The organism is Mesorhizobium sp. M1312, from assembly GCF_040318115.1.
Lineage (GTDB): Bacteria > Pseudomonadota > Alphaproteobacteria > Rhizobiales > Rhizobiaceae > Mesorhizobium.
The window spans coordinates 16,302-34,375 of sequence record NZ_JAMYLQ010000017.1 but is presented as its reverse complement, the minus strand read 5'-3'; the positions used below and the strand labels follow the sequence as shown (position 1 = coordinate 34,375).

Genomic DNA, 18,074 nt, shown 5'->3' with positions numbered 1-18,074 from the left:
GATCAGGCCGCCTGCAGCAGGTTCTCGATGTCGACGATGGTGTGGTTGGTCAGCGTCTTTGGAATTTCCACTGTGATTTTCTCCGCAACTTCCTTGTGCAATTTTCGGCGCATGTCGCCCAGCACTTGCGGCGGTGCGATCAGCACCATTTCCTTGAACGCGCCGCGGTGCGCCAGCTTGTACAGCCGCTCGGCAATTTCGTCGGCGAAACGCTCCTTGCCGAGACGATGCCAGTCAGTGTCCTCGACTGCGCTGCGGTGGACGGAAGGGCCGTCGCTGTAGCGGCCGGGGCGGTCCGAGCCCTGCTCTCGCGTCGCCGGATTTGCCTGTTCCATCTCCTGCACGACCTGAAGATCGGGATATTGGGTATCGCCACGGTTCTCGAGGAACAGTGCCTTCTCGCCATCGGCCACCACCATCCACAGTCCGCGTTTCAGCTTTAGGTTGGTCACGGAGCGCTCCTTTTTTCTGTTTTTCATGGTTTTCTAGGCCCGTCTTTGGAGCCATTGCGCAGCTGAACAGCCAGACTCGGATTCGCAGGGCAAACGCGCGTTGAGGCAGGAATGTTCCGGCGTTTCGCGCATCGCAGCTTTAGTCTACTAGATTGGTAGAATTTAGAAAAAGTGTTTTGCGATATACTTCGCTTGTTGCTAGAACCGCCACAGATCAAGGCTCGCAACAGCGGCTTGGATCTGCTCCACTCGTGGGTGTGGAATTTTTTTCTCCTGCCTTTGGTGCTTGCAGAAAAGCGATTGCTTCGCACGAAGCGATGCGCGAGTGCTTTCCTTCTGCTTTTTCGCTCCCGCGCGTAGAACTGACAGCGTATTCAGGATTCCACTCGCCATGCCGCAGGCCACCCCCAAGCTTAACGCGTTTCCCGTCTTCATGCGGGTCGAGGGCGAAGCCGTGGCCGTTGTCGGCGGCGGCGAGGAGGCTCTGGCCAAGGCGCGGCTGATCGGCCAGTCGAGCGCCGTGCTGCGCATCATAGCCGATGCCGCCGAGCCCGAGTTGCTGGCCTTCATCGCCGCGAATGGCGCCATCCACATTGCTGCCGCCTATGAGGCCGCGCATCTCGAAGGCGCGGTGATGGTGTTTGCCGCCAGCGGCAATGGGGCGCTCGACCGGCGCGTTGCAGAGGATGCGCGCCGGCTGGGCATTCCGGTCAATGCCGTCGACCGGCCGGAGCTGTGCGATTTCTTCACCCCGGCGCTGGTCAACCGCGCGCCGGTCGCCATTGCCATCGGTACCGAAGGGGCGGGCCCGGTGCTTGCCCAGATGCTGCGCAGCCGCATCGACCGCACGCTTTCGCCGTCGCTTGGGCCGCTTGCTTCGCTTGCCGCCTCGTTGCGCGGCACCGCCGAGAGATTGCTGCCGAAAGGCAATGCCCGCCGGCGCTTCTGGAACGACTTTTTCGGCGGCGCGCCGGCCCGTGCCATGGACGCCGGCCAGCTTTCGCAGGCACATGACGCCGCCGTCGACCTGTTGCTTTCGAATGCGCCGGCATCGGGTCACATCGCCCTGGTGGGAGCCGGCCCCGGCGCTGAAGACCTGCTGACGCTGCGCGCCCACCGCTTGCTGATGGAAGCCGATGTCATCGTCCATGACGCGCTGGTGCCGGAGGCGATCATCGCCATGGGCCGCCGCGACGCCGAGCGTCTGCCGGTGGGCAAACGCAAGGGCTGCCATACCAAGAGCCAGGCCGAGATCAACGCGCTGCTGATCGAGCTCGGCCGTGACGGCAAACGCGTCGTGCGGCTGAAATCCGGTGATCCGCTGGTGTTCGGCCGCGCGGGCGAGGAAATGGCAGCGCTGCGCGATGCCGGTATTGCCTATGAGGTGGTTCCGGGCGTCACCGCGGCTTTCGCCGCCGCCGCCGATTTCGAGTTGCCACTAACGCTGCGCGGCGTGTCGTCGTCTATGGTGTTCACCACCGGCCACGACCTCAAGGGAAATTCGCTGCCCGACTGGGCAAAGCTCGCCATTTCCGGCGCCACAGTCGCCGTCTATATGGGCCGCTCAGTCGCGGCCGAGGTTGCCGGCCGGCTGATCGAGGCTGGCCTATCGCCGGATACGGCGGTCGCCGTGGTCGAGAATGCCAGCCTTGCCAACCGCCGCCGGTTCCACGGCACGCTTGCCGACCTGCCGTCGCTGGAGGTCCGCGCCGACCTTACCGGCCCGGTCATGACGATCATCGGCGATGCGGTCGCCGGCGCCAACTTCGAACGTTCCGAGCCGCTCGCGGCACACAGGCATGAAGGCGCGGCCCAAACAGCCGTCGAAGGAGCTGAACGATGAAAGTTCTGACCGCAAACCGCCTGACCGACGGCGAAGCCGTCTGGTACGCCAATGGCGGCTGGGCCGAGATCATCGACAATGCCGATGTCGCCCATGATAAGACGGCTGAAGACCGGCTGGAGGCGATTGGCGCCACGGCCTATGCCAACAACGAAGTGGTCGATGTTAATCTGATCGACGTGGCCGTCGCCAATGGCGTGGTCGAGCCGGTCCGGCTGCGCGAAAAGATCCGCGCCGCCGGCCCGACCAACCGCAACGATCTGGGCAAGCAGGCGCGCCCGGAAGCCGCCCGGGCGGCGTAAACGACCACATTGATGAAACGGGCGGACGCGCCCGGAAAGACCAGACATGTACCGTTACGATGAGTTCGATCACGATTTCGTCCAGGCCCGCGTCGCCGAGTTCAGCGACCAGGTCGCGCGGCGGCTTGCCGGCGAGATCACCGAGGATCAGTTCCGGCCGCTGAGGCTGATGAACGGCGTCTACCTGCAATTGCACGCTTACATGCTGCGCATCGCGGTGCCTTACGGCACGCTGAACAGCAAGCAGCTGCGCATGCTCGGCCACATCGCCCGCAAATACGACAAGGGCTACGGCCATTTCACGACGCGCCAGAACATCCAGTTCAACTGGCCGGCGCTGTCGGATATTCCGGCGATCCTGGCCGATCTGGCGAGTGTGGAGATGCACGCCATCCAGACCAGCGGCAATTGCATCCGCAACGTCACCGCCGACCACTTTGCCGGTGCCGCCGCCGACGAGGTGGCCGATCCGCGTCCATATGCGGAAATCCTGCGCCAATGGTCGTCGGTGCATCCGGAATTCTCGTTCCTGCCGAGAAAATTCAAAATCGCGGTGACCGGTGCCGAGCGCGACCGCGCCGCCATTCAGACGCATGACATCGGCCTGCATTTGAAGAAGAACGCTGCCGGCGAACTCGGTTTTGCCGTCTATGTCGGCGGCGGCCAGGGCCGTACGCCGATGATCGCCAAGAAGATCCGCGATTTTCTGCCCGAGGCCGACCTTCTGTCCTACTGCACGGCGATCCTGCGCGTTTACAACCTCTACGGGCGCCGCGACAACAAATACAAGGCGCGCATCAAGATCCTCGTCCACGAGACCGGTGTCGAGGAGATCACCCGTCAGGTCGAGGCCGAATGGCAGGAGCTGAAAGATGCGGATCTGAAGCTGCGGGAAGCCGACATCCGCGCCATCGATGCCTATTTCGCCCCGCCGGCTTTGACCGACCGGCCGGAAGGCGACGAGGCGGTCAAGCTTGCCCGCCTCGATTCCAAGAGCTTTTCGGAATGGCTCGATCAGAACGTGGTGACCCACCGCCATCCCGACTATGCCGCGGTGACCATCTCGCTCAAGGGCATCGGCGAAGCGCCGGGCGACGCCTCCGACAGCCAGATGGAAGCGGTCGCCGACCTTGCCGAAAAATATGCCTTCAACGAGCTGCGCGTCAGCCATGAGCAAAACCTGATCCTGCCGCATGTCGCGCGCGCCGACCTCAAGGCGGTCTATGACGCGCTGGTCGACATCGGACTGGCGACCGCCAATTCCAATCTGATATCAGACATCATCTCGTGCCCTGGCCTCGATTATTGCGCGCTGGCCACGGCGCGCTCCATTCCGGTGGCGCAGGAAATCTCGCGCCGCTTCGCTTCGCTCGAGCGGCAGCGCGAGATCGGCGAATTAAAACTGAAGATTTCCGGCTGCATCAACGCCTGCGGCCATCACCATGTCGGCCATATCGGCATCCTCGGGGTCGAGAAGAAAGGCGCCGAACTCTACCAGGTCACGCTCGGCGGCTCGGCCGACGAGAACACCTCGGTCGGCGAGATCATCGGCCGCGGCTTCAGCTCGGCAGAGATCACCGATGCCATCGAACAGATCGTCGAAACCTATCTGGGGCTTCGACTGGACAGAACCGAAAAATTCATCGACGCCTACCGCCGTGTCGGTCCCGCGCCGTTCAAGGAGGCGCTCTATGCTGGCGAAGCCAAGGCCGCTTGATCGGATCGTCGACGTCGAGGCCGGCATCGCCGCCGAAGCGGCGGGGCTCGATGCGCTCTATGGTCATCTGAAGCCGCTTGAGATCATCGAGCGGTCGGCCCAGGAGTTCTTTCGCGGCGAAATCGCCGCGGTTTCGTCCTTTGGCGCGGATTCGGCGGTGCTGCTGCACATGATCGCTAAGATCGACCGGAGTTTGCCGGTGATCTTCCTCGACACCGGCAAGCATTTCGACGAGACGCTCGGCTATCGCGACGCGCTCGTTGCCGATTTCGGGCTGACCGACATCCGGGTGATCACGCCTGACGAAGCGGCGCTCGAACGGATCGATCCGACCGGCAATCTGAACGAGACCGACACCGACGCCTGCTGCGACGTCCGCAAGGTCGAGCCGCTGGCGCGCGGCGTCGAGCCGTTCCGCGCCTGGTTCACCGGCCGCAAGCGTTTTCAGGCCACGACGCGGGCAGCGCTTCCGGTGTTCGAGGCGGTCGGTTCTCGCATCCGCGTCAATCCGCTGGCGCATTGGACGACCGCTGACCAGGCCAACTATATGCGCGCGCATGCGCTGCGTGAAAATCCGTTGGTTGCCTATGGCTATTTGTCGATAGGCTGCTTCCCATGCACGCAACCGGTGCAACCGGGCGAGGACGCGCGCAGCGGCCGCTGGGCAGGGCACGCCAAGACCGAGTGCGGCATCCATTTGTCGGGGCTGGAAAACTCGCTGACCGACGCATCGCTTTAGGATCTTTTTTGAGCGTTAGGAATTTTCGATGACCGAACTGACGCCAGAGACTGTTACCCGCCTCTGGACCCCGACGGGTTTTAGCGAGGACGAGTGGAGCCATGCCGAGAGTGCCGACGCACTGTCCGGAAATGGCCGCTTCATTCTGCCGTTGCAGGCGTTTCTCGACCTCGACCCAGCGGTGCGCCGGTCGGCGAAGGAACGCCTTGGCGTGCTGCTTCAGCCCGGCGACCAGCTCGAAAGGATCGCAGACCTGCTCGACCAGATATCGCTGGTCGCGTTGGCCTTTCCGGCTTTCAGTGACGGCCGTTCCTTCTCCAAGGGAGAACTGCTGCGCAGCCGCTACCATTTCGAGGGCGCGGTTCGCGCCACCGGGCAGGTTCTGGTCGACCAGCTACCGCATATGCTGCGCCTCGGCTTCGACGAGTTCGAAGTGTCGCATCCGGTGCTTTTGAAACGGCTCGAGGAAGGCCGCACCGGCGGTCTGCCGCTGTATTATCAGCCGACCGAGAAGCCGGAGGCCAAAGGCCCTAAATATTCCTGGCGGCGGGTGCACGCCGGCTGATCGCCTGCGAGAGCAGATCGCCGCATCTGGTCGGACCACCTTGCAGATTCAGTCTTTATTTTCGGTGACCTGCCATTAGGATAGGCTTATTATTTCGCGTTCCGAAATAAATTCGCCACCAAGGGAGGAACCGGAATGGCTGGTAAGAAGATATTGATGCTCGTTGGAGAGTTCAGCGAGGAATACGAGATTTTCGTCTTTGAACAGGCCATGCATGCGGTCGGCCACACTGTCCATGTCGTGTGCCCCGACAAGAAGGCGGGCGATATCCTGAAGACGTCGCTGCATGATTTCGAGGGCCACCAGACCTATACGGAAAAGCTCGGCCACGACTACATTCTCAATAAGACGTTTTCCGAGGTGAATCCGGCTGAATACGATGCCGTCTATGCGGCAGGCGGGCGCGGCCCGGAATATATCCGTATCGACAAGCGCGTGCAGGCGCTGGTGCGGCATTTCCACGAGACCGGCAAGCCGATCTTCACCATCTGCCATGGCGCGCAGATCCTGATGGCGGTCGACGGCGTGCTGCGTGGCAGGGAAGTCGCGGCGCTGCAGTATTGCGAGCCGGAAGTCACGCTCGCCGGCGGCACCTACATCGATGTCGCGCCGACCGGCGCCCATGTCGACGGCAATCTGGTATCGGCCAAGGGCTGGCCGGGCCTCGCCGCCTTCATGCGCGAATGCCTGAAAGTGCTCGGCACCGAGATCCACCATGGCGAGATCCTGATGCGCGACGAACGCAAGGCGGCTTGAGCCAGGCCTTGGAAAACCGCCGCTCCTGTGGTGAGGCTGTTCTACAGCGGCGCGCGTCCTTTCTGGACGCGCAAAGGACGCTGTAGCACATTGATTCTACGCATGATCCTCTCCGAAAATCGATTTCGATTTTCGGGGTCATGCGTTTACGCAGTCATCCGCGCTTCGCGAAACGACACCAGCTTGCTGCGGCTCTCATCCCACAGCGCCAGCTTGACGCAGCGCAGGCTGTCGAGAAGCGTGACGCGACCGATTTCGCGCAGTTCCGGATAGTCCCTCAGGACCTCCTGCAGCCGATAGCACGGCACCTTGGCGGAGAGGTGGTGCACGTGATGGACGCCGATATTGCCGGTGAACCAGTTCAGCACCGGCGGCAGGTCATAATAGGACGAGCCGTGCAGGGCCGCGTGCTGAAACTCCCATTCGGAGTCCTTTGCCCACTCAGTCTCTTCGAATTGGTGCTGGACGTAAAACAACCAGATGCCGGCGGAACCGGCGAGAACGACAATGGGCAAATGGACAACCAGGAACGCTTCGAGGCCGACGAACCAGACGAGGGCGGCGGCGGCGACCGCGATGGCCACGTTGGTCGCCATTGACGACACCCAGGGCGTCAGGCCGCCTCGCATCATGCCGACCGGCAGTCTCTGCTCAAAGATGAAAAGCCAAATGGGGCCGAGGCCGAACATGACGAGCGGATGGCGATAGAGACGATAGGCAAGGCGGCCCCGCCAGGACATTTGCCGATATTCCGCGACGGTCAACGTCTTGATATCGCCCGTGCCGCGCTCATCGAGATTGCCGGCGCTGGCGTGATGGGTTGCGTGGGCACGCCGCCAGCAATCGTAGGGCGTCAAGGTCAGGATGCCCAGGCCGCGGCCGATCCAGTCGTCGGCGGTGCGGTTGGCGAAGAAGGAACCGTGGCCGCAATCGTGCTGGATCATGAAGATCCGCACCAGAAAGCCGGCGGCCGGAAGGATGAGGATCAGACCCCACCAATGACCATGGGCATAGGCAGCCGAGGACAGTGCCCACAGCGTGGCAAAGGGGATGAGGGTGATAGCAAGTTCGACGGCGCTGCGCCGCCTGTCTGGTTTCTTGTAGCGCGCCAGGATTTTCAACCAGGCACGTTTGCTGTTCGCCACAGCTTCGGGGGAAATCATGTTCATCAGGAAGCATAGACGGACCATTCCGACGCCGCAAGGCAGGCATCACGCGAAGTTACTGCGCGTAAATGTCGCGCGATGCGCAAGGTACTGCAATGTGGAAGGGCATGCTTGGGTTCCGGCGGCACGAAAGTGTTGGTCTACCGCCTGTGGCCACCGGCGGCTACGCTGCTCTCGATGCCGTCCAGGCGGTCGAGCAATTCCCTGAAGCGATCGGGAATATCGTTCTCCGTCCGGAACGCCGGCAGCGCACGCAGAAAGCGCGTCGTTGCCTCGGTGCCGAACTGGCGCCTGATGCCGGCCGCGAGCCTTTCACGTCTTTCGTCATTGGCGCGGGCGCTATTCTTGTTATGGTCGCCGTTGTTGCGGGTCATCATCTCAAAATCCTGTGTCGGCTTCGAAACTCTTCCAGCAGACGAATGGTTCCCCCATCGCAGCATCTTGGCAAGCAAAGCCGGCGGTTACAGTAAAATTTGAATTAATATCGAAAGGTCTTCATGATGCGCCGTCAGAGCGCCAGCGGCCTCTTCAGTATCGCTTGCCCCTTGATTTTTGGCCGCCAAACCTCGATATCGGGCACAAAATCCACATCATTCGAAATGACGGGAAACGGCGATGAGCGACCAGGCAAAAGACGAACGCGCGCCCGATGAAGCCGAGACGACCGGGGCTGCCACCGAACACACGGAAGGCAGCGTCGACGGCGACTATGAAGCGCTTGTGCGGCTTCTGAAGGAAAACGACGAGTTGAAGGACCGCGCGCTCCGCGTCGCAGCCGAGATGGAGAATCTGCGCCGCCGTACCGCCCGTGACGTGCACGATGCGCGTGCTTATGCGGTTGCCAATTTCGCCCGTGACATGCTGTCGGTATCTGACAATCTGCGCCGTGCGCTGGATGCGATCCCGGCTGAGGCCAAGGCGTCGGGCGATGCCGGTTTCAAGGCGCTGATCGAGGGCGTCGAGCTCACCGAGCGCGCCATGCTATCGGCGCTGGAGCGGCACGGGGTGAAGAAGCTCGAGCCGGAAGGCGAGAAATTCGACCCGAATTTCCACCAGGCGATGTTCGAGGTACCCAATCCGGAGGTGCCCGCCAACACGGTGGTCCAGGTCGTGCAGCCAGGCTATTCGATCGGCGAGCGGGTGCTGCGGCCGGCCATGGTCGGCGTTGCCAAAGGCGGACCCAAGCATGTCGCCAGCGAAGCGCCGGTCGAGCCAGGGCCGGTGAATGAGCAGGCTGAGAAGGATGCGTAAGTTAGGGGAATAGGGGAACGCTACGTACGGTAAAGTGGGGCAATTGCCTACTCCGGCCGTTGCCTTCTCTCCCCCTACTGCCTTATCCCGCTACTGCCCTACTCAGGCCGCGAAACGCTGGGCTTCCCCGCCATAATAGTTGACGTAGCGGGCGCCGATCTCCTGGACCGGCATCACCACGAACACGTCGACCGTCGAGAATTCGCGGTCAATGACGCAGCCGTCGCCGATGCGCGCGCCGACGCGCAGATAGCCCTTGACCAGCGGCGGCATCGCCGCGATCGCGGCCTTGGCGTTGACCGCCTCGATCGGCATCAAGTCCATGGAACAGTAGCGCCCGGCGACCGCGCGCACGTCCCAGGCCGAATTCGTCCGGCAGTGATGGGCGAGATAGGTCAGCGCTTCGGCGTGCGCCGCCGGCACGGTGCCGTGGAACGAAGCGCAACCGGTCATCACGCCGATCCCGTAATGGTTGATATAGGTCCAAATACCCTGCCAGAGCGCCTCGATGGTGCGCTTCGAGCGGTATTCCGGCAAGACGCAGGAGCGGCCGAGCTCGAGGAAACGCTGGCCGGGGTGGCGGGCGATAAGATTGGTCAGCTCGAATTCGCCCTCGGAATAGAAGCCGCCGGCCGCTGCCGCGATTTCCTGCCGCAGCAGGCGGTAGGTGCCGACAATGCGGCGATGCTCGGGACCGGACAGCGAGGTGTCGAAGACGAGCAAATGATCACAAAGCGGATCGAAATGGTCGGCGTCACGGCGGTCCTGCACCTGGAACAGGTTCTTCCTGGCGCCAAGCTCGTCATAGAACACCCGGTAGCGCACTTCCTGCGCGGCGGCGATCTCAGCCTCGTTGCGGGCGAGCCGCACTTCGAGGTTGCCTATGCGGCCGAGCGCTTCGCCTTTTATGACGGCATCGACGTTCCGCCCGGTGAGCAAAGCACCGCTGGCGTTCGGCCGAGCGTCACATTCCGGCATAACTGTATGCACGAGTGATTCTCCTTCGAGCCATCCCTCTTGGCACGGGGATACGGTGTAGGTGCAACAGGATTGTGACAGTACCGTGATACGGCGTTGCCGGCAATACTTCGTCGGCTGGGTAATCCTTCAACCGGCTATGTTACGCCGGGAAACTTGGAAGGACAGCTCGGCAGATCACGCCGCCACCTGGCCTTCGACCGCATGGACAAGCGCGTCGGGGTCGAGCGGCTTGGTGACGAAGCCGCTGGCACCATGGGCGAGCACGGCGTGGCGGGTCTTTTCCTGACTGTCCGCCGAAAGCACCATGATCGGAACCGGCGGCACGGCGGTTTCCTCCTCATGCCGGCGAATGGCGGCGATGGCGTCCAGCCCGTCCATGACAGGCATGTGCAGGTCCATCAGCACCACGTCGAAGCGGTGCTTGTGACCCGTACCAGTGACGGCCTCGACGGCGGCCTTGCCGTTGCCGACCACTTTCACGCGATGCCCGGCCTTTAGCAGTGTGGCACGGGCAAGCATGGCGTTGATGTCGTTATCCTCGGCGATCAGCACGGACAGCCCCTGCCTGCGGCCGCCAATGGCACGGACGGATGGTGCGCCGGGCTTTTCCGGCTGTGGCTGGGTGAGGGCGGGCACGCTGCTGGTCAAAAGCACGCGCAGCAACGTCTCGCCGCGAACCGGCCGTGCCAGGAAGGTGGCGTAGCCGCTGGCGCGGAACTCGCCCAGCATGCCGCGGTCGGTCGGCGCGATCAGCGTGATCGCCTCGCAATCGGCAAAGCCGCTCTGGCGAAGGCGCTTGAGCAAACTGCCGTCGCCCTCCTCCATGGCCGCATCAACCAGAAGTACGTCGCAGCCTTCTGCGAAGGACGCTGCCTGGGCGGCGGTCGCAGCCAGATCGACCATGCCGCCATTGGCACGGATGGTGCGGGCGATGGCGTCGGCCTCGATGGCGTTCTTCGACAGTATCACCGCGCGCCGCCCTGACAGCGCATTCTGGCGGGTCTGCGGCGGCTCGGTGGCCGCTATTGCAGGGATTTCGAAGACGAACTCGGAGCCTTGGCCGAGGCGGCTCGACACCGAAATCGTGCCGCCCATGGCGATCACCAGGCGCTTGGAGATGGCAAGACCGAGCCCGGCGCCGCCATGCGCGCGGGTCGACGTGCCATCAGCCTGTTCGAATTCCTCGAAGATGCGCTCCATATCGTCCTCGTGCAGGCCGGGACCGGTGTCGGCGACGGTGAAGCATATGCGGTCGGTGGTTTCGGTGCGGGCACGAGCGATGCTCACCAATACGCCGCCGCTGTCGGTGAACTTGATCGCGTTGCCGATCAGGTTGAGCAGCACCTGCCTGACCCTTCCCGGATCGGCTGATATCATCTGCGGCACGTCGGGTTCGACGTGGCAGCCAAGGCCGATATTCTTGGCGAAGGCGCGCGCGGCCAAGAGTTCGACGATGTTGTCGGCGATCTCGCGCACCGACATTGGCTGCGGTTCGGGATCGAAGCGGCCGGCCTCGATCTTGGAATAGTCGAGCAGATCCTCGATCAGCGCCAGCAGCGCGCTGGCCGAGGTCGAGACGGCGCCGACATAGGTCCGTTGTTCGGGCGAGAGATTGGTGTCCGCCAGCAGCCTGGCCATGCCCATGATGCCGTTCATCGGCGTGCGGATCTCGTGGCTGACGGTGGCGAGGAAGCGCGATTTGGCCTGGCTTGCATATTCGGCTCGCTCACGGGCGGTGATCAGCGACGATTCGGCGTGCTTGCGGGCGGTGATGTCGCGGGCGATGGCGCGATGCGAGGCGCCGCCGTTCTCCTTGTCGCGCACGGACAGTTCGATCCATGAGAACCAGCGCGGGCCAGCCGGCGTACGAATGGCGACGTCGGTGGAGCTCAGGCATTCGTGGTCGGAAAAAGCGGCATCGGGAACGATGCCGACCTCGATGCCGAGTTCGGCAAGGGTCCTGCCGGCAAGGTCGCGCTGATCGGCTCCGACAAGATCGGCGAAAACCTTGTTGGCATAGACGATGTGGCCGTCACGATCGCGGTGGACGACGAGATCGCCAAGCGCGTCGATCAGCCCGCGAAAGCGTTCCTCGCTCTCCTGCATCTCCCACATGCGGTCGGCCAGGGTCTCGACCTCGGCGCGGCTGCGAGCTGCGGTCTCGCCAAGGAGGGCAACCGTACGACGCTCCTTGCGCCTGGCACGCAGATGCACGGCGAGACCGGCCATGCCAGTCGCCAAAAGGCCGAAAGTGATGAAGATCGGCGCTCCGGTCAGATGCGACAGACCTGCCAGCACGCCTATGGCGACGAGCGTCAGGAACGGCAGGCCTTCGCGATTGGCGGCGGACAGTTCGGGCGCCAGTGGCGGCGCTGCGATATGCTGCCGTCTTGGCGCCTCCGGGCCGATCTCGTCGACGTTTTCGGCGCTCTCCGTTTCTCTGATGCCGGATTCCGTGACCATGCGGAAACCCTTGCCAGACAGAGATTATGGAAAATTGCGACCGATCGTTCGAATTTTATCGGTCGCGCGGTTTTTTGTCTTTCTTTCGTGCAAAACGGCAGACGCCAGAACTCACATATCCACCACTACGCGGCCACGGATCTTGCCCTCGAGGATGTCGTGCGCGGCGTCGATGATGCCGTCAAAGCCGATGGTCGTGGACAGGCTGGCCAGCTTCTGGAGATCGAGGTCCGTGCCGATGCGGCGCCACGCCTCCATGCGGACCGGCTTCGGCGCCATCACCGAATCGATGCCGAGCAGACAAACGCCGCGCAGGATGAACGGGGCGACGCTCGCCGGCAGATCCATGCCGCCTGCCAGGCCGCAGGCGGCGACGGCGCCGCCATAGGAGGTCATCGAAAGGACGTTGGCCAGCGTGTGACTGCCGACCGCATCGACGCCGCCGGCCCAGCGTTCCTTGGCGAGCGGCTTTGCCGGCTGGGCAAGCTCGTCGCGCGAAATCACTTCCGCAGCACCGAGGTCGATCAGGTAGGGGCTTTCAGCGCTGCGGCCGGTCGAGGCGATGACATGATAGCCGAGGCTGGACAGGATCGAGACCGCGACCGAGCCGACGCCGCCGGCCGCGCCAGTCACTACCACCGGGCCGCGATCGGGCACGATGCCGTGCCGTTCCAGCGCGATGACGCAAAGCATGGCGGTGTAGCCGGCGGTGCCGATCGCCATGGCATCATGCGCGCTCATGCCCTGAGGCAGCGGCACCAGCCAGTCGCCGTTGACACGGGCACGCTCGGCATAGGCGCCAAAATGCGTTTCGCCGACGCCCCAGCCATTCAATATGACCTTGTCCCCCTTGCGCCAGTCGGCATGGGAAGACGAGACGACGGTGCCGGCGAAGTCAATGCCCGGTACCAATGGCCAGCGGCGGATCACCGGCGCGTTGCCTGATATGGCGAGGCCGTCCTTGTAGTTCACCGTCGTTGCCTCGACGGCGACGGTGACATCGCCCTCCATCAGGTCGGCTTCGGTGAGGTCGGTCACCGCGACCGACTGCTTCTTCTCGGCATCGCGGGAAACGAGGATGGCTTTGAAGGTTTCGGGCATGTCTTCTCCTCGGGCTTTGCGAATGGCCACTGTATGGCGGCAGGAGGCCAGGTCAATCGCTTGAGGGCTTGGCCTCGCGCCGCCAACCGATGAGTTCGTCGAAGACGACCACCACCGCGCCGACCGCGATGAAGGCATCGGCGAGGTTGAAGATGGCAAAGGACCATACCGGGGTGTGGAACAGGATGTAGTCGATCACGTGACCATAAGTAACGCGGTCGAACAGATTGCCGAGCGCGCCGCCGACGATCAGCGCAAAGCCGATGCGGGTAAGCACGTGGCTGGGCGGAGTGCGGGCCGCCAGATAGAGCACGAAAGCAACGACGAAAGCGGCGATAACCACCAGGCCGGTGTCGCCGAAGGACGAAAACATCGAGAAGGCAATGCCTGTGTTGTAGGTGCGATACAACGCCAGGAACGGCACAAGATCGACCTTTTCCTGAAAGGCGAGGCCGGTCTCGACCAGATATTTCACCCACTGGTCGAGCGCTATCGCGACGACGACCAGCAGGGCGTAGGGGAACCATGGTTTTGCCGTTGGGGATTTCACCATTTGGGATGTCACGGTCTGGCGTCCTCCGGGGCAAGTTTCAGCGCGCCGCGCCGGATCTCGAACAGCATGATGCCGGTGGCCACCGCGAGATTGAGCGAATCGGCCCGGCCGGCCTGTGGGATCCGCAGCAACCTGTCGCAGCTTTCGGCCAGGCTCTCGGGCAGGCCTTGCTGTTCGTTGCCCATAATCAGCAGCACCGGGCCTTTGGAAAAGTCGACCGAGCGGTAATCGACCGCACCCTTCAGATGCGTGCCGGCAACAAGGCCAGGAAAGCTTTTTCGCCACGCGAGGAAGGCGTCCGGCGTCGCCTTGGCAACCGGCACGGCGAAGATCGAGCCCATCGTGGCGCGCACGGTCTCGACGGAAAAAGGATCGGTGGTCTCGCCGACCAGGATGACGCCCTTGGCGCCAACGGCATCGACGGTGCGGATGACGGTGCCGAGATTGCCGGGGTCGCGCACGCGGTCGAGCGCCACCCAGACATCGCCGTCTCGGGCGCGGATGTCCTTCAGCGGCAGGAACTTCTGCGAAAAGACGCCGACCACCATTTGCGGGTTATCGCGGCGGGTGATGGCGACGAGCACTTTTTCCGAAACTTCGAGCACGGTGCCGCCGGCGGCAACCGTGCGCGCCGCAACCTTTTCGAGCGCCGCATTGCCGCGCCCGGCCTTGGCGAAAACCAGCGTCCGGATCGACCAGCCGAGGTCGAGCGCGTCGATGACCAGCTTCAGCCCCTCGGCCATGAAGGCGTTCTGCTGATCGCGGAACTTCTTCAGGGAGAGCGCCTTGATGTCTTTGATCAACGGATTGGCGAGGCTGGTGACTTCCTTCACCTGCCCTGGGGCGCCGGCGTGCCGCTCGCTCATTCAGGCCACCCAGCGTGAGAATAGTGACGTGGACAGCGCCCGGCCGGCGGATTTCTCGCGGATGATCAGTTCGCCGGATTCGACAGTGCCGCCCATGCCTGCAAACGTGTCGCGCATCAAGGCATGGATGGCGAAGAAGGAGGCGCGGATCGAATAGGCGGTCAGCACGACAGCAAGCGGCTTCGGCGTCAGGATCGAGCGGCAGAGGTCGGTCAGATCAGGCAGGTCCTCGAACAATTGCCAGACCTCGCCCTTGGGGCCACGGCCATAGGCGGGCGGATCGAACAGGATGATGTCGTAGCGGCTGCCGCGGCGCTCCTCGCGCTCGGCGAATTTCATGGCGTCGTCAATGATCCAGCGGATCGGCTTTTGCGACAGGCCCGCCATCTCCTGGTTCTCCCTGGCCCAGCCGATCGCCTTCTTGGACGCATCGACATGGGTGACCTCGGCGCCGGCGCGCGCCGCCACCAGCGAGGCAAGGCCGGTATAGCCGAACAGATTCAGCACCTTGACCGGTCGCTTCGTCGCCGCGATCAGCCCGGCCATGTGGTCCCAGTGCGACGTCTGCTCGGGGAAGACGCCGACATGGCGAAACGAGGTGAAGCGGCCGAGATAGTCGATGCCATCATGCTTCATCGGCCAGGTCTCGCCGAGCGGCGTCTTGGGGAAACGCCAGCGGCCGATGCCTTCCTCGTCGGTGTCGCCGGTGAAAATGGCGTCGGCGCGGTCCCAGTCCTTGGCCGGCAACGCTTTTTGCCAGATCGCCTGGCCTTCGGGCCGGACGATGCGATAGGGCCCGTACTGCTCGAGCTTTCGCCCGGCGCCGCTGTCGAGCAGCGCATAGTCGGCGTTGGGCGCCACTTCGAGAATCAGCGGCAGGTGTTCGGCGGGCAGAGGGCCGTCGCGGCGCGAAAGGACGCGCGGCGCCGTCTTCGGCTCGGAGCGGTTGCCCGATGCTGTGCCGGTCCTGCGCGGCGCCTGTTCCGTCCCGCCCTTTACGAGCTGATGCGAGCGGCTGTCGCGGCGTTTGTCGCGAAAAGATTTCAAGAAGAGCGTCTCCGGGGCGACTTGGCCCGCTTCTGCCACAGCACATTCACCGGTGCAACAAACGCGGTCGCTCGAGATTTCCGAAACGGTCAGCCGCGCCTGATCCAAAGCAGGGCGACAACCAGCGATACAAAACCGACGGCCTTGAAGCCGGCGACGCTCATATGGCCGGTTTCCCAACGCAGCCGGATCGCTTCGAAGTTTTCCGGGATCGGTCCCGGCGCCCAAGTGGCCAGAACATCGTTCGCCGGCTTGACGAGAGCAAACCACGTCGCAAGAGACACCGCATAGAGCACGGCAGCGGCCAACGCGTACCAGAACGCCGGACGGTCGTTACGCAGCATCCATGCGAGAAGTCCCGGACAGCCGATCGCGGCCACGTCCAGTGGCGCGCCAATGACGGCAAACAGCTGGAACTGGGCGTTGAAGACGGTCGTCTCGCGCCAGAGAGAAGGTGACCACTTCGTCAGCCGAGGAGCCGATTCCAGGACATGGGCGAAGGATGGTCCAAGGCTAAGCGCCGCGACGACGGCGGCCAAAATGGACCAGAACAACAGAAACCCGCGTATCTCCATAACGTCCGAACAACGGTGTGACGCCGGAGACGTTCCCAGCGGAAGGGAGTAGGGCAGTAGGGGAATAGGGAGTAAGTGAATAGGGAAAATATGACTTGCAGGAAGCCGCACGATTGGTAGAGCTCCCCTACTCCCCTACTCCCCTACTCCCCTACTCCCCTACTCCCCTACTCCCCTACTCCCCTACTCCTGAGCGCCTTGTACACTGCAATGCCGGCGGCGAGGTCTTCGAGGGCTGCGCCGACCGATTTGAACAGCGTGATCTCACCGGGGCTTTGCCGGCCCTTCTTCTGGCCGCGCGCCAATTCATGCAGGTCGGCGACGATGGCTTGCGCCTTCAGCACGCCCGAGGCCAGCGGCTGGACGATATCGCCCGCCTCCTTGGTGGCGCCTGCCCGGGTATCGACATAGACGCGGGCACGCGCAATCGCATCGTCGTCGCTTTCGCGCATGGCCGGCGTGAAAGCGCCGACCAGATCGACATGGGTTCCCGGCTTCAACAGCGCGCCCTTGATCAGCGGCGTGGTCGTGATCGTCGCCGACGAAACAATGTCGGCCTGGCCGAGTTCGGCGTCGAGATCGCTCGCGGCGGTGGCGGCAAAGCCCTCGGCGCGCAATTCCGCCGCAACCTTTTCGGCATTGGCCGGCGTGCGGTTCCAGATGCGGATGGCGGTGATCGGCCGCACCGCTGAATGCGCCCGGGCGAGGAACGGCGACAGCGCGCCGGCGCCGACCACCAGCAGCCGCGAAGCGTCCTCGCGGGCTAGATAGGAGGCGGCCAGCGCCGAGGCGCAGGCCGTGCGCCACTGCGTCAACCGCTGGCCATCGATCATGGCTTCAGGCTCGCCGGTCGCGCCGTCGAGCAGGAGGTAAAGCCCCATCACAGCGGGTTTGCCTACGGTGTTGTTGTCGGGCGACACCGTGACGATCTTGACGCCGATATGGCCGCCTGCCGAGGTGCCGGCCGCATCGAAGTCGGTCCAGGCCGGCATCAGGAGCAGAGTCGAGGCCGCGCCGTCGGGCCGTTCGACCGTATGGTGATGCCTGATCGGTTGTATCGCGCCATCGCGAAAGGCCGCGCGCAGCGTCTCGACCAGGCCGGGAAAGGTCAGCGCATGATCGACCTCGGCCGCCGAAATGGTCAGCATGGGAAACTCCGTGGAGAGAAATACGCCTAACGCATAACCGCGGAAATCGGAACCGATTTTCGGAAAAGATCATGCGTAATCAAAATGGCACGGCGTCCTTTGTGCGTCCCAAAGGACGTGCGGCGCTGTGTTGGCTCAGCTGGTCGGCTTCGATAAGGCCGGGCCTTGTGGCGCAGCCGGCGCACGGCTGACCGCCTGGCGCAGGTTCTCGGCCTCGACGCCGCGCTGGCGCGCCAGCCTGCGGTAGCGGCCCTGCTTGATCCAGGTCGCCAGGCTGCCGACGACCATGCCGATGGCGAGAGCCAGGAACAGGAAGATGAAAAGCGGCAGCGTCAGCGTCAGCGCCGGATTGCCGGGGTTGAACGGATCCAGGGTGAAGGCAACCGGATCGCGGTTGGCGACCGCCAGCGCGATCAGGATGACGGCCAGCGGCACGAAGACCACGATCAGCATGAAACGATTGAACATAGAATTTCCTGTCGAAGGCGGGCTCTACCGCGGGCCGGGCCCTACTGAAAAGGCCGGCATGCTGCACGAGCTCGCGCGGCG

General features: G+C 63.5%; 19 protein-coding genes. 7 read left to right on the top strand and 12 right to left on the bottom strand.

Going from position 1 to position 18,074, the window contains the following annotated elements; all coding sequences use genetic code 11:
• Positions 1–2: 2 nt before the first annotated feature.
• Complete coding sequence (locus NKH36_RS19790; protein WP_352961587.1) at positions 3–452, bottom strand: baeRF12 domain-containing protein; 450 nt, start codon at positions 450–452, stop codon at positions 3–5.
• Positions 453–843: 391 nt separating this feature from the next.
• Between NKH36_RS19790 and cysG the strand changes: the two genes are divergently transcribed.
• From cysG to NKH36_RS19760, 6 genes are all read left to right on the top strand, one after another.
• On the top strand, positions 844–2,295 hold the full coding sequence (gene cysG / locus NKH36_RS19785; protein ID WP_352961589.1) for a siroheme synthase CysG: 1,452 nt from the start codon (positions 844–846) through the stop codon (positions 2,293–2,295).
• A complete protein-coding gene (locus tag NKH36_RS19780; RefSeq protein ID WP_352961591.1) occupies positions 2,292–2,597 on the top strand; it encodes a DUF2849 domain-containing protein in 306 nt (101 codons plus the stop codon). Before cysG ends, NKH36_RS19780 begins: the two co-directional genes overlap by 4 nt.
• Before the next feature lie 46 nt (positions 2,598–2,643).
• Positions 2,644–4,314, top strand: a complete 1,671-nt coding sequence (locus tag NKH36_RS19775) for a nitrite/sulfite reductase (protein WP_352961593.1) — start codon at positions 2,644–2,646, stop codon at positions 4,312–4,314.
• On the top strand, positions 4,289–5,053 hold the full coding sequence (locus NKH36_RS19770; protein WP_352961595.1) for a phosphoadenylyl-sulfate reductase: 765 nt from the start codon (positions 4,289–4,291) through the stop codon (positions 5,051–5,053). Before NKH36_RS19775 ends, NKH36_RS19770 begins: the two co-directional genes overlap by 26 nt.
• 28 nt (positions 5,054–5,081) lie before the next feature.
• The gene (locus NKH36_RS19765) at positions 5,082–5,618 is read left to right on the top strand and encodes a DUF934 domain-containing protein (protein WP_352961596.1); all 537 of its coding nucleotides are present in this window, start codon (positions 5,082–5,084) and stop codon (positions 5,616–5,618) included.
• Between the two features lie 135 nt (positions 5,619–5,753).
• Positions 5,754–6,374: a DJ-1/PfpI family protein gene (locus tag NKH36_RS19760; protein ID WP_352961598.1), complete on the top strand. Its 621-nt coding sequence runs from the start codon at positions 5,754–5,756 to the stop codon at positions 6,372–6,374.
• A 146-nt stretch (positions 6,375–6,520) separates the two neighbouring features.
• Here NKH36_RS19760 and NKH36_RS19755 read toward each other — a convergent pair whose 3' ends face one another.
• Together NKH36_RS19755 and NKH36_RS19750 are read right to left on the bottom strand one after the other, a co-directional pair.
• Positions 6,521–7,543, bottom strand: a complete 1,023-nt coding sequence (locus tag NKH36_RS19755; protein WP_258122174.1) for a fatty acid desaturase — start codon at positions 7,541–7,543, stop codon at positions 6,521–6,523.
• Between the two features lie 137 nt (positions 7,544–7,680).
• The gene (locus NKH36_RS19750) at positions 7,681–7,917 is read right to left on the bottom strand and encodes a hypothetical protein (protein ID WP_352952279.1); all 237 of its coding nucleotides are present in this window, start codon (positions 7,915–7,917) and stop codon (positions 7,681–7,683) included.
• A 238-nt stretch (positions 7,918–8,155) separates the two neighbouring features.
• Here NKH36_RS19750 and grpE point away from each other — a divergent pair, with 238 nt between their 5' ends.
• Complete coding sequence (gene grpE / locus NKH36_RS19745) at positions 8,156–8,791, top strand: nucleotide exchange factor GrpE (protein ID WP_352961600.1); 636 nt, start codon at positions 8,156–8,158, stop codon at positions 8,789–8,791.
• A 102-nt stretch (positions 8,792–8,893) separates the two neighbouring features.
• Here the strand turns inward: grpE and olsB are convergent, their stop codons facing one another.
• The 9 genes from olsB to NKH36_RS19700 form a co-directional block, all read right to left on the bottom strand.
• The gene (gene olsB, locus NKH36_RS19740) at positions 8,894–9,769 is read right to left on the bottom strand and encodes a l-ornithine N(alpha)-acyltransferase (RefSeq protein WP_352961643.1); all 876 of its coding nucleotides are present in this window, start codon (positions 9,767–9,769) and stop codon (positions 8,894–8,896) included.
• 177 nt (positions 9,770–9,946) lie between these two features.
• On the bottom strand, positions 9,947–12,235 hold the full coding sequence (locus NKH36_RS19735; RefSeq protein ID WP_352961602.1) for a hybrid sensor histidine kinase/response regulator: 2,289 nt from the start codon (positions 12,233–12,235) through the stop codon (positions 9,947–9,949).
• Between the two features lie 111 nt (positions 12,236–12,346).
• A complete protein-coding gene (gene acuI, locus NKH36_RS19730; protein ID WP_352961604.1) occupies positions 12,347–13,336 on the bottom strand; it encodes an acrylyl-CoA reductase (NADPH) in 990 nt (329 codons plus the stop codon).
• A gap of 52 nt (positions 13,337–13,388) precedes the next feature.
• The gene (gene lspA / locus NKH36_RS19725; RefSeq protein WP_352961605.1) at positions 13,389–13,889 is read right to left on the bottom strand and encodes a signal peptidase II; all 501 of its coding nucleotides are present in this window, start codon (positions 13,887–13,889) and stop codon (positions 13,389–13,391) included.
• Positions 13,890–13,897: 8 nt separating this feature from the next.
• Positions 13,898–14,755, bottom strand: coding sequence for a TrmH family RNA methyltransferase (locus NKH36_RS19720; protein ID WP_352961607.1), 858 nt, complete (start codon positions 14,753–14,755; stop codon positions 13,898–13,900).
• Entirely contained in the window at positions 14,756–15,802 is a 1,047-nt protein-coding gene (locus tag NKH36_RS19715) for an RsmD family RNA methyltransferase (protein WP_352961609.1), read from the bottom strand.
• Between the two features lie 89 nt (positions 15,803–15,891).
• Positions 15,892–16,377: a DUF1772 domain-containing protein gene (locus tag NKH36_RS19710; RefSeq protein WP_352961612.1), complete on the bottom strand. Its 486-nt coding sequence runs from the start codon at positions 16,375–16,377 to the stop codon at positions 15,892–15,894.
• Between the two features lie 167 nt (positions 16,378–16,544).
• Positions 16,545–17,525, bottom strand: coding sequence for a bifunctional Delta(1)-pyrroline-2-carboxylate/Delta(1)-piperideine-2-carboxylate reductase (gene lhpI / locus NKH36_RS19705; RefSeq protein WP_352961613.1), 981 nt, complete (start codon positions 17,523–17,525; stop codon positions 16,545–16,547).
• A 135-nt stretch (positions 17,526–17,660) separates the two neighbouring features.
• The gene (locus NKH36_RS19700; protein ID WP_352961615.1) at positions 17,661–17,993 is read right to left on the bottom strand and encodes a LapA family protein; all 333 of its coding nucleotides are present in this window, start codon (positions 17,991–17,993) and stop codon (positions 17,661–17,663) included.
• Between the last annotated feature and the right edge of the window lie 81 nt (positions 17,994–18,074).

Excerpts from the sequence above, each read along its gene's own strand:
- cysG (WP_352961589.1), top strand. The coding sequence starts at position 844 with ATGCCGCAGGCCACCCCCAAGCTTAACGCGTTTCCCGTCTTCATGCGG.
- NKH36_RS19780 (WP_352961591.1), top strand. The coding sequence starts at position 2,292 with ATGAAAGTTCTGACCGCAAACCGCCTGACCGACGGCGAAGCCGTCTGG.
- NKH36_RS19775 (WP_352961593.1), top strand. The coding sequence starts at position 2,644 with ATGTACCGTTACGATGAGTTCGATCACGATTTCGTCCAGGCCCGCGTC.
- NKH36_RS19770 (WP_352961595.1), top strand. The coding sequence starts at position 4,289 with ATGCTGGCGAAGCCAAGGCCGCTTGATCGGATCGTCGACGTCGAGGCC.
- NKH36_RS19765 (WP_352961596.1), top strand. The coding sequence starts at position 5,082 with ATGACCGAACTGACGCCAGAGACTGTTACCCGCCTCTGGACCCCGACG.
- NKH36_RS19760 (WP_352961598.1), top strand. The coding sequence starts at position 5,754 with ATGGCTGGTAAGAAGATATTGATGCTCGTTGGAGAGTTCAGCGAGGAA.
- NKH36_RS19755 (WP_258122174.1), bottom strand. The coding sequence starts at position 7,543 with ATGAACATGATTTCCCCCGAAGCTGTGGCGAACAGCAAACGTGCCTGG.
- NKH36_RS19750 (WP_352952279.1), bottom strand. The coding sequence starts at position 7,917 with ATGATGACCCGCAACAACGGCGACCATAACAAGAATAGCGCCCGCGCC.
- grpE (WP_352961600.1), top strand. The coding sequence starts at position 8,156 with ATGAGCGACCAGGCAAAAGACGAACGCGCGCCCGATGAAGCCGAGACG.
- olsB (WP_352961643.1), bottom strand. The coding sequence starts at position 9,769 with ATGCCGGAATGTGACGCTCGGCCGAACGCCAGCGGTGCTTTGCTCACC.
- NKH36_RS19735 (WP_352961602.1), bottom strand. The coding sequence starts at position 12,235 with ATGGTCACGGAATCCGGCATCAGAGAAACGGAGAGCGCCGAAAACGTC.
- acuI (WP_352961604.1), bottom strand. The coding sequence starts at position 13,336 with ATGCCCGAAACCTTCAAAGCCATCCTCGTTTCCCGCGATGCCGAGAAG.
- lspA (WP_352961605.1), bottom strand. The coding sequence starts at position 13,889 with ATGGTGAAATCCCCAACGGCAAAACCATGGTTCCCCTACGCCCTGCTG.
- NKH36_RS19720 (WP_352961607.1), bottom strand. The coding sequence starts at position 14,755 with ATGAGCGAGCGGCACGCCGGCGCCCCAGGGCAGGTGAAGGAAGTCACC.
- NKH36_RS19710 (WP_352961612.1), bottom strand. The coding sequence starts at position 16,377 with ATGGAGATACGCGGGTTTCTGTTGTTCTGGTCCATTTTGGCCGCCGTC.
- lhpI (WP_352961613.1), bottom strand. The coding sequence starts at position 17,525 with ATGCTGACCATTTCGGCGGCCGAGGTCGATCATGCGCTGACCTTTCCC.
- NKH36_RS19700 (WP_352961615.1), bottom strand. The coding sequence starts at position 17,993 with ATGTTCAATCGTTTCATGCTGATCGTGGTCTTCGTGCCGCTGGCCGTC.